Origin of the sequence: Methylobacterium sp., assembly GCF_019750675.1 — a bacterium.
Lineage (GTDB): Bacteria > Pseudomonadota > Alphaproteobacteria > Rhizobiales > Beijerinckiaceae > Methylobacterium.
Window position 1 is genome coordinate 1 of the sequence record NZ_JAIEOF010000306.1, and the last position, 12,028, is coordinate 12,028.

Consider the following 12,028-nt stretch of genomic DNA (forward strand, 5'->3'; position numbering starts at 1 on the left):
TTCTCGACGACGATCAAGGCGGTGATCTTCATCGATTCCTGGATCTCCAGGGCTTTCGCCAGAAGCGTCTCGGGGGCGACGGTGCGGGGCCGCACGCTCATCAGCGCCTCGACGGCCAGGCTGTCGAGGTCGGTGCGGAAGACATTGCGGCGCAGGTCGCCGTCCGTGAGAATGCCGGCCAGACGCCCGTCCGCCTCCACCACCACCACCGACCCGAAGCCCTTGGCGTCGATCTCCGCGATGGCCGCGCGCATCGGGGTGCCGCGCGCCACCACGGGCAACTGGGCGCCCCCGTGCATGACTTCGCGGACCTGGCGCAGGGAGGCGCCGAGACGCCCTCCCGGATGGTAGATCGAGAACTCGCGGGCGGAGAACCCGCGATGCTCCAGGAGCGCCACCGCGAGGGCGTCGCCCAGCGCCAGCTGCATCGCCGTCGAGGTCGTCGGCGCCAGACCGTTCGGGCAGGCCTCGCGGGCCTTCGGCAGGGTCAGGCAGACATCCGCCTCGCGCCCGAGCGTCGAGCCGGCATTGGCGGTGATCGCAATGAGGCCGACGCGGTAGCGCTTGGCGTAGGCGATGATGTCGGCGAGTTCGGTGGTCTCGCCCGACCAGGACAGGGCGACCACCACGTCCTCCGGCTGGACCATGCCGAGGTCGCCGTGGCTCGCCTCGGCCGGGTGGACGTAGAGGGCGGGGGTTCCGGTGGAGGCGAGCGTCGCGGCGATCTTGCGCCCGACATGCCCGGACTTGCCCATGCCGGTGAGGATGGCGCGGCCCTTCGCGCCGGCGATGCGCGCCACGGCCGCGGTGAAGGCCTCGCCGAGGCCGTTGCCGATGGCCTCCATCAGGCAGGCGAGCCCGTCGCGTTCGGTCTCGATGGTGCGCAGGGCCGAGGCGACCGCCGGGGACTGCGCGGTCTCGACCGCGGCGAGGTGCGGGCGCTGTGCCAGGGCGTTGTCTGCTGGAGCCATACCGGGCCCGTATCCTTCGTCTGGTCGTGGGCCGCGCGGCGACCCGGAATCGAGACGGCTATGGCGCCCGAATGTGGTCGGATGGCGGCTCCGCCCCGAGCGAGAGACACCGCCATCCGGCGTTGACGCCCCATTAACCGCGCCGGTTGTAACCCTGTTAACCATGGCAGTTTCGCTCGCCCGGAGCGAAGCGTCCGACGCTTGACGTTCCGATGCGCCGCCCGAGGCGCCGAGGACGGCGGCAAGCACAGCGGAAAGACCCGATCCGTGACGCGTGCAGCGCCCAATCCAGGATGGCAAAACCGGAGCCTCGCCGGGCTCGCGGTGACGGCCGCCCTGGTCCTCTCGCCGGGCACGCTCCGCGCACAGACCCAGTTCCCCTTCAACCCAGGCCGGGACGCGCGACCCGACGAGGCCATCCCCGGCGCCAACCCGTTCCTGTCGAACGGCCTGCGCGGCAACAGCTTCACGGCCCCGGGCGCGACGGGCACCGACGCTGCGCGCAGCGGCGCCTCGGACAGCCCGACCTCCGGAGAGAATACGGGGGCGCGTTCCCCCACCCGCGCCCTGGCGGGCGCCCGATCGGGCAGCGCCACCGTCTTCAGCGGTACGAGCGGCGCCAACAACCGGGCGCCGACGAATCTGCTGCGCCAGCGTGCGGCGCCCCCGCGCCGGCTCGGGTCGGCGACCGTCCGGCCCACCCGCGCGGTCACGCAGACGAATGCCTACGACCTGCGCCTGACCCCCGTGGTCCGCAACCCGGTCGTGGGCGTGCCGCTGCCGACGCTCCTGCCGGCCGCAGGCGTGCAGACGCCCGGTTTCTTCCTCGGCACGGCCCTGCGTCGGCCGCTGTCCATCGACGAAGCCTACGCGCCGCTGGGCATCAAGGTCGGCACCTTCACGGTCCTGCCTGCGGTGCAGCAGAGCGTCGGCTACGACAGCAATCCGGACCAGATCAACAACCGCTTCGCCAAGCCTTCCCTCGCCCTGCGGACCGACGGCGAGTTGCTCTTCCGCAGCGACTGGTCGTCGAGCGAGTTGAGCGGCGACCTGCGCGGCGGCTACAGCGATTATCCCGACAACAAGGGCGCGAGCCGTCCCAACGGCGTGGGTGCCACGCGGCTGCGCGTCGACGTCAACCGGGACACGCGCATTGACGTGGAGGGACGTTTCCTCTTCGACACGCAGCGCGCGGGAACGCCAGACCTCGCTGCGGCCGTCGCGAGCCGGCCGCTGGTGTCGACCTACGGCACCACGTTCGGCGTCACGGAGCGTTTCAACCGGTTGCAGGTGTCCGTACGCGGGCTCTTCGACCGGTCCGAGTTCGAGGATGCGCAACTCGCCGGGGGCGCCATCCTGCGCCAGAGCGACCGCAACCAGAACCAGTTCGGCGTGCAGCTCCGGGCGGGCTACGAAATCTCACCGGTGATCACGCCGTTCGTCGACGTGCTGGCCGACAACCGCATCTACGACATGCGGGTGGATTCCACCGGGATCCGGCGCGATTCCGACGGCCTGACGTTGTCGGGCGGCGCCACCTTCGCGCTGGCCCGGTTCGTGACCGGCGAGGTTTCCGTCGGCCTGCAGCACCGGACCTACGTCGATCCGAGCCTGCGCGACCTCACGGCACCCGTCGTCAACGCGGCCCTCACCTGGATCGCGAGCCCCCTGACGACGGTGCGCTTCAGCGCCCTCACGGGCGTCACCGAGACCACGGTGGTGGGATCCAGCGGTGTCCTGACCCAATCGGCCACGCTTGAGGTTCAGCACGACCTCCTGCGCAACCTCTCGCTCATCGGCGGCATCAGCGTGCTCTCGAACGACTACGACCGCGTCACCATCAACGAGCGCGGCTTCTCGGCCACCGCCCGCCTGGATTACCGCTTCAACCGCTGGCTCGCCATGCGCGGCAGCTACATCTACCAGCGCCTGGACAGTTCCGTGTCGGGTTCGAGCTTCCACGCCAACACGTTCCTGCTCGGCCTGCGGATCAACCCCTGACCGGCCGGACAGAATCGCTCCGGCGGCTCAGCGCACCATCGCCAGAGAGGCGCCGGACTTCGACAGGGCGCCGTCGAGGGCACCGCCCCCCTGGCGCAGGCGAGCCGTGACGGTGCCGCCCGGCTGGTAGAGGTAGACCTCGCCGTCGCGGTAATCCCAGGCCGTGACCTTGGCCAGATCCTTGTTCGGGCAGCCGGATGCGCTGGCCTTGTAGAGGTCGAGGGCGGGCGCGCTCGACAGGGAGACCTTGCAGCTCGCTCCCGTGGCATCCTTGGCGTTCCAGGTCCCGACCACGGAGGAGCGGCCGCTGGATACGATCGGCGGCGGGGGCGGGGCCGCCGGCGCGATGGCGGGGGCGGGCTCGGAGGCGATCACCGGGGTGGCGGGGGCGACGGCGACGTCGGCGCCCACCGGCGGGGAGAAGTCCGCCGGTGCGGCCGTGGCGCCCGGCGGGGGCGCCAGGGGCGCGGAGGTCACGGGGCCCGAGGGCATGGCGGGCGCGATCGGCTCCAGGAAGGCCTGCGGCCCCGGCGCGGCGCGGCCGCGCACCGGCCCGTCGAAGCGCTGGGAGGCACAGGCGCCGAGGCCGGCGGCGAGCGCGAGGATGGCGGCTGTCGAAAGGAGCGAACGCGGCATCGGCGGCAAATTCCGAACTGGGGTCGGGGCTGACGCCCCTCGTTCGGGTCTGCCTCTCCGGCAATTGCGCTGGCTGCAAGGCAAGGTGCGGCGCGTTCACGGGAATCGGCTGTCGCGAGCCACGTTTGCGCGCCGGTGTGGCGCCCGCGCCTCAGGGATCGATGCCGTCGATGGCCAGGCGCAGGTGCTTGGGGCCGCGCAGGGCCGAACCCGGCCGGTAGGGCGGCGGGTCCGCGATCAGGCGCGGGTTCCTCAGCCGGCGCGCCAGCGCCACCAAGGCAGCCTCGACCTCGAACCGGGCCAGGGGCGCACCCACGCAATAGTGCAGGCTGCCGCCGAAACCGAGGTGGAGATTTTCGGTCCGGTCGGGGTCGAAGCGTTCGGGATCGGCATAGACCGCAGGGTCGCGGTTGCCGGCCGCGAGCATCAGCACCACGGGCGCGCCCTCGGGTATCGTCACGTCGCCGTGCGTGATCGGGCAAAGCGCCGTCCGTGTCCGGAACTGCACCGGAGGCTCGTAGCGCAGCAACTCCTCGACGACACGCGGCGCGCGGCTCGGGTCTTCGCGCAGACGCCTCAACTCCTCGGGGTGCCGCAGGAGGGTGAGCATGCCGTTGGTGATCAGGTTTACCGTGGTCTCGTGGCCGGCGACCAGCATGAGGATCGCGGTGGCGATGAGGTCGAAATCGCTCATGCGGGGGGCGCCATCAGCGCCCTTGCCCGCCAATCCCGTCAACATGTCGTCCTGCGGGTCCCGGCGCTTCTGCGCGATCAGGCCCTTCATGTACTCGGAGATGACGTCGAAGGTTCGGCTGTTCTCGGCCCGGGCCTCGTCGTCCTGGAGGTTGTCGGGCTCCAAGGCCGTGGCCAGCTGCGTCGCCCAGCCGTGGAATTTCTCCTCGTCCTCAGGCGGCACCCCGAGGAGTTCGCAGATGATCGTCACGGGCAGCGGATAGGCGAGGTCGTCGACGATATCGATGGTCCGAGCGTCGCCCAGTTTGTCGAGGATCTCGTCCACCAGTTGGTGCGAGCGCGCGCGCATCGCCTGGACCCGCTGATGCGTGAACTGATGCATCACGGCGGCCCGCAAGGTGTCGTGGTCGGGCGGATCACGGAAGATGAAGGGCCGGTGCGTGTCCGTGATGTAATCGCGCACGGGCTTCACGAGCCAATCCTTGAGCGGGTTGCCGGTCTTCGGCCGGTCGGCCGGCGGCAGGGTCTCGGAACTCATGCGCGGATCGTGCAGCAGGCTGCTGATCGCGGCGTGGCTCGCCGCAACGTAAGTGCCGTCCTCCTGGCGGGAGACCGGGCATCGCCGCAACGTCGCGAAAAGTGGGTACGGGTCAGGCCGGCTGGCCTCGTCCTTGATCCGGGCGAACAGGGTATCGTCGCTCATGGTTCATCCTTGCCGGACCGTGCGGGATCGTCCGGTCCGGACCCGGAGGGGTCGGGAAAGCCCGGCGCGAACACCCTGAGGGGGCCCGCATCCACGCCGCCGGCCTCAGGCGGAAAGGGGGCGCCTGCGGCGATCTTCTCCGCATAGGCGGGAAGCCAGCGTGCGCTGTCGAAGGAGAGCGCCGCGATGCAACGTCCCTCCTGGCCGTAGACGGCGACGAAGCGGCCGTGCCTGGGGTCGCCTTGCGCGATCACCACACCGTCCGCGCCCTTGGTCAGCCCCACCGACTTGATGGTGATGCCGCCCTGGCTCGACCAGAAGGCCGGGACCTCGGCGTAGCGCGCCGGTTCGCACCCCGCGAGAAGACGGCCCGCGTGCTCCCCCTGCGCCACCGCGTGGCCCCAGTGCTCCAGGGCGATACGGTGTCCCGGGTAGAGCGGATGCGGAAAGCGCGCCACGTCGCCGGCCGCCGCGATTTGGGTGTCGGGTCGCTCGTTCTCATCGAGGACGTAACCCTGAGCATCGCAATCGAGCCCCCCCTCGTCGAAGGCGAGGCCGGACCCGGCGAGCCAACTGGTGTTGCGCACCGCTCCGAGGGCGACCACGACGAGGTCGGCCGGAACGGCGCTGCCGCCCGCGAGACGGGCGCGCTGGACCCGGCCGGTCCCGTCGTCCTCCAGGGCCTCGACCTTGGCATTGCACAGGACCGTGACGCCGCGGGTCTCGTGCAGCGTCTGGACCACCGCGCCGAGATGCGCACCGAGCACGCTCGCGAGCAGGGTCGGCCCCGTCTCCACCAGGGTCACGGGCAGATCGAGGTCCCGGCACGCGGCCGCGACTTCGCAGCCGATGAATCCGCCGCCGATGACGAGCACTTGAGCGGGCCGCGCAGCCAAGTCGCGGCGCAGGGCTTCCGCGTCGTCCCGGCCGCGCAGCGTATGCACCCCCGCCAGCCGGCCCTCGGCGGCATCCGGCCAGGGTCGCGCCGAGGCGCCGGTGGCGATGAGCAGGCGGTCGTAAGCGATGGTCTCGCCGCCTTCCAGGGTCACGAGGCGCTTCGTACGGTCGAGGCCGACGGCCGGCGCACCGAGACGCCAGTCCGCGTCGAGCGCGACGAGATTCGGCAATCCGGTGGCATCGGGAGCGACCGCACCGGTCAGCACGGCCTTCGACAGCGGTGGCCGGTCGTAGGGGCGATAGGGCTCTGCCCCGACGATGGTCAGGGAGCCCGCGAAGCCCGATCGGCGCAGGCTTTCGGCGCCGCGCAGGCCCGCGAGCGAGGCGCCCACCACCACGACGCGCGATTCAGAACCGATCATCGGCGCGGGGCCTCCGGATCCTCGACGCGGATCGCCTGAACCGGGCAGGCGATGCGGGCCCGCTCGATGTCGGCGCGAGCGTCCGCCGAAGGCGCGGGATCGTAGTGGAGTGCCTCGTGCCCCTTCAGGACGAAGTGATCCGGCGCTGCGTAGCAGCACTGGGCGTAGGCCTGGCAGAGGTTGAGGTCGACGGTGACCCTCAGGCCAGCGGCGGCGTAGGTCGGGCTCGGCCCGGGTGGTGCGGTATTGTCGGACATGCCAAGCGCAATGTCGGCGCTCTGCCCAAGGTTCCGCTCCGGGGCGGAAGGTCACGGTCGGCGGAAGGATTTCGCTTGCGAGGTCATATGCTTTGCCGACCGTCCGCCGGCTCCCAATCCGGCCCGATCCGCCCCCAGCCGGGTAGCTTCAAGGCGGGCCGGCGCAGGTCGAGCCCCGCCACCAGCCCCAGGATATTGACCTCGACCCCTTCGACCCAACCGAGGGTGAGGCCCGCATAGCCGCCGAAACCGATGCGCAGGCCCGTGCCGCTCGGCGTCCGTTCGAGGAGACGCCCAGGCGGCGTCCAATCCTTGCCGAGGGCGGTCGGGGGAAGGGTCGCTGCGGCATCCGGGATGCTGGCGAGAACATGGGCGGCGAACGTGTTCGAGTTTGGCCCCGGCCAGACGCTGTAGGAACCGAGCTTCCGGTGCGGATAGGTGGCCACGGCCGCGCGGATGCCGGGGATGACCCGGGCCGCCGCCTCGCCGTCGAGGGCGAGTACCGTCTCGGGCCGGTTCCCGAACCAGCGCCCATCGGCGGCCCAGCCGTCCGTGCGCACCGGCAGACCCCAGCCGACGACGTCGTAGCGGGTATATCGCGGGGCACCCGCAGCCTTGATCACGATCCAGCTGTGATGCGCGAAGATCCCACGCCAGCGTCCGACCCGGGCCGCGTAGACCCGGACCAGGGCTGGATCGCTGGCCTCCGGCGTCTTCAGGATCCCGATGCTCGACCAGTCTGCCGCCGACCAATCGACGGAGCGTCCATCGCGCGCAAACCACCACAGGGCATGGGTGCCGAGGGGCAGCAGGAACAGGACCAGGAGGACGAGGAGAATCACGCGCAGAGCGGATAGCAGGAGCAGGAGGGCCGACATTTCAACGGGATGTCGGTGAGCGGCGGGGGCGCGGCAAGCGGCGCCACCGTCGCAGGCGACAGAGGTGGTGCGCCGCCGCAACAGCCAGACGGTATCGTCCAACACACCACTGAATGCGATTGTAATAGTATAACATATGCGTATGGAAACAGTATAACGTGTTTGTGCGAGGCGTGATGCGGGTTCTGCGAACGAAGGGGGTCTGGGCCGGGGCTGCGCTGGCGGGGGTCGGCCTCGCCGCAATGCCCGCAGGCGCGCAGCAGGCGACAGCCACCTTGGAGGAACTCAGCGTCACCTCTCCGAGCCCCATCGTTTCCGTGACGGCATCGGGCCCGGTGTCCGGGCCGCCGGCGGGCGTGCTGCCGGTGGTGACGAACACCTTCTCGCCCGTCACGGTGGTCACCGCCGATCAGATCGCCCGTGACCAGCCCCGCACGCTGGGCGATGCCCTCTCCGATCGCCCCGGCATCTCGGCCTCGACCTACGCGCCGGGCGCGGCGAGCCGCCCGATCATCCGCGGTCTCGACAACAATCGGGTCCGCATCCAGGAGAACGGCGTCGGCATCCAGGACGTGTCGGAGCTGGGCGAGGACCACGGCGTTCCGATCAACCCGCTGGTGGCCAATCGCATCGAGGTGATCCGGGGCCCGGCCTCGCTCCGCTTCGGCTCGCAGGCGATCGGTGGCGTGGTCAGTGCCGAGAACAACCGAGTACCGACCTACATTCCCGCCAACGGCGTCTCGGGCTCGGCCACCACCGGGTTCTCGTCGGTGGACAATGGCCGTCTCGGCGCCGTGACGGTGGATGGCGGCTCCGGCAACGTCGCGGTCCATGCCGACGGCTTCCGGACCGCGGCCGACAGCTACGCCATTCCGGGCGGCATTCAGCGCAACTCCGCCAACGAGAGTCAGGGCGGCGCGGTGGGCATGTCGTTCATCGGCGACCGCGGCTTCGTCGGCCTGTCCTACAGCCATTACGACGCCGTGTACCAAATCCCCGGCGGCGAGGCCGCCGAGAGCCGCACCCGCCTCGACCCCCGCCAGGACCGTCTTCTGGCCCGGGGCGAGTACCGCCCCCTCGACGGCCCGATCGCGGCCGTGCGCTTCTGGCTCGGCGGCTCGGTCTACCGCCACGACGAGACCGGCCTCGGCGAGGATGGGGTCGACGGCATTCGCGCCACCTTTAAGAACCGTGAGGCGGAGGGGCGAATCGAGCTCCAGCACGTGCCGGTCGCCCTCCCCTTCGGCACGCTCACCGGCGCCCTCGGCGTTCAGGCCGGGCGGCGCACCCTCGGCACCGCGGGCGAGGCCGGCGGCTTGCTGGCGCCGACCGATTCACGCAGCAACGCCGTCTACCTGTTCGAGGAGCTGGCCTTGGGCGGCGGCCTGCGCCTGCAGGCAGCGGGCCGCATCGAGGGTGACCGTTCGACGGGCACAGCCACGGCCTTCCCGGGCGACTACCTGCCCGTGGAGGGCGAGGAGCCCCTCGCCTTCGGGCGCCGCCGGAAGTTCGCGCCGAAGAGCGTCAGCTTCGGCGCCCTGCAGGATCTGCCCTACGGCTTCGTCGCCAGCCTGAACGGCTCCTTCGTCGAGCGTGCGCCCACCGCCTTCGAGCTGTACTCGCGCGGCGCGCACGACGCGACGGAGACCTTCGAAATCGGCGATGCCAACCTGAAGAAGGAGCGTGCGCGAACCGTGGAGGCCAGCATCCGCCGCGCGGAGGGGCCGCTGCGCCTCGACGCGACGGGCTACTACACGCGCTATACCGGGTTCATATACAAGCGCGACACCGGCATCCGCTGCGGCGATGACTTCGCGTCCTGCGGCACCGGCGACGAGCTGCAGCAGATCGTCTATTCCCAGCGCAACGCGACCTTCTATGGCGCCGAGATCGGCGCGCAGCTCGATCTGATCCCGGTGGGCAACGGCTTCGCCGGCCTCGATGCGCAGTATGACTTCGTGCGCGCCCAATTCGATGACGGCACTTTCGTGCCGCGCATCCCGCCCCATCGCCTCGGTGGCGGCGTCTTCGTCCGCGCTGACGGGTGGTACGCCCGGGTAAACCTGCTCCACGCCTTCGCCCATACGGAGATCGCACCGATCGAGACGGTGACACCGGGCTTCGACGACCTGCGCGCGGAGGTGAGCTACACCAAGCCCCTCGATCCGGGTGTCTACGGCATGAGCGAGGTCACCCTCGGTCTCCAGGGCCGCAACCTCCTCGACGACCGCATCCGCAACTCGGCCTCGTTCAAGAAGGACGAGATCCTCCTGCCCGGACGCAACGTGCGCCTCTTCCTCACGGCACGTTTCTGAAGTCCGGCCGGCTCACCTTACGAGCGAGAAGATAAAAGCCGACGCCGAGCGCCAAGCGTGCTAGAAGAACGCAACCCCGCACGAACCCGTGCCTTGGGCAACTCCAAGAGGCCCCAGTGGCAAACGCGTTCAAGAGCGGTGCGTCCCAGTCGCGCTCAACCAACGATTTCAACGAGCGCGCCAAGCAGCTCTCCGAGCGGCTCGGTGCGATCGAGAAGCCGATTCAGATGAAGCGCGGGAACGCGCCGCGCCGGACCTTCAAGTCGGGTCCCCGTCCCGAGAGCGAGACCGCCGAGCCGGCCGAGGCTCAGACCGAGGGGCACGAGGCGGCCGAGGGCGAGGGTGAGGACGCATCGTCCGAGACCCGCACCGAAGCCTGATCGGCACGCGTGCAACGTGAAAGGGCCGACGAACTTCGTCGGCCCTGCTCTCTCTTCCGCTCGATTTCAGGGCGCTCTCCAGGGCGCCCCGGACCTTTAGCGACGTGCCTTGGCTTTGCGGGCCGCGTAGCGCGCATCGCGGGCGGCCTTCTTCTCGGCGAGCTCCGCGGCCTTACGCTCTGCAGCGGCCAGGGCCTCGGCCTCCTCGCGGGCGATCTGGGCGGCGAGTTCCGCCTCTTCGCGCGCCCGCTTCTCCTCGGCTGCGGCCTTCTCGGCGGCGATCCGGGCGGCCTCCCGCTCGCGGGCACGCTCTTCGCGGGCGCGGGCGATCTCGGCGCGGGCCTGAGCCTTGGCGATCATCTCCGGGTCATCGGCCGGAGGACGGGCCTTGAATTTTTCCAGCAGCATCTGCTTGGCGCTGAGGGAGTTCTTACGGCGGTCGTCGAAATTCCTGTAGTCGAAGGCGCCCATCTGACCTTTCTCATGTGGTGTGTCGCCCGCATCCGGCGTTGAGCACGCGCGGCATGGGGCCGTGGGAGGAATCAGTTTTTTCGGCTGGTCTTCTTATCGCAGCAGCCCAATGCCTGACTGCTTGCCGGGAATCAACAGAAGCCGCTCTTCGGCGAGCGGCTTCCCGGAGGTTGTTGAAACGATGCCTCAACGTTCCGGCATCGCGGCGCAGTGATCAGGCCGCCTGAAGGTTGCCGGCCGACTGCTTGCCGGTGCGGCGGTCGTTCTCGATCTCGTAGGAGACCTTCTGGCCCTCGATGAGGTTGCGCAGGCCGGCGCGCTCGACCGCGGAGATGTGGACGAACACGTCTTTGCCGCCGTCATCCGGCTGAATGAAGCCGTAGCCCTTGGTTTCGTTGAACCATTTCACGGTGCCCGTGCTCATGGTGGTATCCTCCTCGAAGTGTCGTCTCACCAGTCACCGCATGCCCGCGGCCCGCGTCGAAACGCGCGGCCATCCGTGGCGCAGGGTCGTCGGAATGGGATGGGATCGATGCCACGTCCGCCGCGACGGTCTGCTGGGCAGTCCTGACGAACGACACGTGGGCAACCCGGATGCGGACCGGCCATAGTGCGATGGTGGTAATCTGGGAATCCTGCGATGCGAGGACAAGGCGCCAGGCCCGGTCGGGTTCCCCATCGGCGTGCGAATCGACACGGCCTTCGGGCACACGCCCCGGGAGACGGGGCCGCCCACGATACACGCAGATGCGACAGATTGTGGTGCGTCATGCGGCGTGGGGAGGGCCGAACGATGCGCTTTGATGCACGGTGCGCGAGGGGTCGGACGTCGGTTCCGAATCACGGTCGTCCGAACCGCGGAAATCGGAGTATCGGGCTGATGGCTCAGGCCGGCGGCTGGCACAGATAGGCCACCATCATCTCGGCCACGGCCCGGTCGGCGTAGTCGTCCACGCTCTCGCGTCTGGCGACGGGAAAGGCCTCGACGACGCTGCGGCCGGCCAGGACCTCGGAGAGTTCGCTCGGCAGCATTCCGTTGGCGATGGCCGCCCTGGCGGCGGCCCGGCCATAGCTGCGCCGGAGGCGGTGCGCCGAAAAGAGCGCGGCGGGGGCGGGCTGGCGCCCGTCAAACTGTGCGGTGTGGTATCCCATCGGCGTCCTGGCTCCGTGCCTGCCCCCGTGCGGGGGTGTTCCCCCGAGCGGGGGTGTCTTCACGATTGGCGTCGTCCGCGTGCGGGCGACGACAGCAGGGCGGCCGGGCGTCTTTCGAAAACCGTATGGGCATGGGCGATGTCTCGCGCGTCGGTGCGGGTGCTCCGACCTCCGCAAACCTACGCCAACGCTGGGAAAAGGTGCTTCCAAAGATTCCCGCACCGGGAGATGCGTCGGCGTTCCGGGAGGCTG

12 protein-coding genes are annotated in these 12,028 nt (G+C 70.0%); 3 read left to right on the forward strand and 9 right to left on the reverse strand.

Annotated features, from left to right (window positions below; all coding sequences use genetic code 11):
- On the reverse strand, window positions 1-971 hold a 971-nt coding region (locus K2X24_RS16075), incomplete at its 3' end, for a KpsF/GutQ family sugar-phosphate isomerase (RefSeq protein WP_292499358.1).
- A gap of 267 nt (window positions 972-1,238) precedes the next feature.
- Between K2X24_RS16075 and K2X24_RS16080 the strand changes: the two genes are divergently transcribed.
- Window positions 1,239-2,972 carry an outer membrane beta-barrel protein gene (locus K2X24_RS16080; RefSeq protein WP_292499359.1) on the forward strand — a complete coding sequence of 578 codons (1,734 nt, stop codon included), beginning with the start codon at window positions 1,239-1,241 and terminating at the stop codon, window positions 2,970-2,972.
- A gap of 27 nt (window positions 2,973-2,999) precedes the next feature.
- On the opposite strand, the gene K2X24_RS16085 is transcribed toward K2X24_RS16080, so the two are convergent.
- The 5 genes from K2X24_RS16085 to K2X24_RS16105 form a co-directional block, all read right to left on the reverse strand.
- Window positions 3,000-3,608: an AprI/Inh family metalloprotease inhibitor gene (locus tag K2X24_RS16085; RefSeq protein WP_292499360.1), complete on the reverse strand. Its 609-nt coding sequence runs from the start codon at window positions 3,606-3,608 to the stop codon at window positions 3,000-3,002.
- 151 nt (window positions 3,609-3,759) lie between these two features.
- Window positions 3,760-5,004, reverse strand: coding sequence for a cytochrome P450 (locus tag K2X24_RS16090; protein WP_292499361.1), 1,245 nt, complete (start codon window positions 5,002-5,004; stop codon window positions 3,760-3,762).
- Window positions 5,001-6,323: an FAD-dependent oxidoreductase gene (locus K2X24_RS16095; RefSeq protein ID WP_292499362.1), complete on the reverse strand. Its 1,323-nt coding sequence runs from the start codon at window positions 6,321-6,323 to the stop codon at window positions 5,001-5,003. The genes K2X24_RS16090 and K2X24_RS16095 overlap by 4 nt, the downstream gene beginning before the upstream one ends.
- Complete coding sequence (locus K2X24_RS16100) at window positions 6,320-6,580, reverse strand: ferredoxin (protein WP_292499363.1); 261 nt, start codon at window positions 6,578-6,580, stop codon at window positions 6,320-6,322. The genes K2X24_RS16095 and K2X24_RS16100 overlap by 4 nt, the downstream gene beginning before the upstream one ends.
- A gap of 83 nt (window positions 6,581-6,663) precedes the next feature.
- Entirely contained in the window at window positions 6,664-7,458 is a 795-nt protein-coding gene (locus tag K2X24_RS16105) for a DUF3750 domain-containing protein (RefSeq protein ID WP_292499364.1), read from the reverse strand.
- 176 nt (window positions 7,459-7,634) lie between these two features.
- Here K2X24_RS16105 and K2X24_RS16110 point away from each other — a divergent pair, with 176 nt between their 5' ends.
- Together K2X24_RS16110 and K2X24_RS16115 are read left to right on the forward strand one after the other, a co-directional pair.
- The gene (locus K2X24_RS16110) at window positions 7,635-9,773 is read left to right on the forward strand and encodes a TonB-dependent receptor (protein ID WP_292499365.1); all 2,139 of its coding nucleotides are present in this window, start codon (window positions 7,635-7,637) and stop codon (window positions 9,771-9,773) included.
- Window positions 9,774-9,889: 116 nt separating this feature from the next.
- Window positions 9,890-10,153 carry a hypothetical protein gene (locus tag K2X24_RS16115; RefSeq protein ID WP_292499366.1) on the forward strand — a complete coding sequence of 88 codons (264 nt, stop codon included), beginning with the start codon at window positions 9,890-9,892 and terminating at the stop codon, window positions 10,151-10,153.
- Window positions 10,154-10,249: 96 nt separating this feature from the next.
- On the opposite strand, the gene K2X24_RS16120 is transcribed toward K2X24_RS16115, so the two are convergent.
- The 3 genes from K2X24_RS16120 to K2X24_RS16130 all read right to left on the reverse strand — a co-directional run bounded on the left by K2X24_RS16120 (window position 10,250) and on the right by K2X24_RS16130 (window position 11,776).
- A complete protein-coding gene (locus tag K2X24_RS16120; protein WP_292499367.1) occupies window positions 10,250-10,624 on the reverse strand; it encodes a DUF6481 family protein in 375 nt (124 codons plus the stop codon).
- 214 nt (window positions 10,625-10,838) lie between these two features.
- Window positions 10,839-11,048 (reverse strand): cold-shock protein, encoded by a 210-nt coding sequence (locus tag K2X24_RS16125; protein ID WP_238282766.1) that lies wholly within the window; start codon window positions 11,046-11,048, stop codon window positions 10,839-10,841.
- A gap of 461 nt (window positions 11,049-11,509) precedes the next feature.
- Window positions 11,510-11,776 (reverse strand): hypothetical protein, encoded by a 267-nt coding sequence (locus K2X24_RS16130; protein WP_292499368.1) that lies wholly within the window; start codon window positions 11,774-11,776, stop codon window positions 11,510-11,512.
- Window positions 11,777-12,028 lie beyond the last annotated feature (252 nt).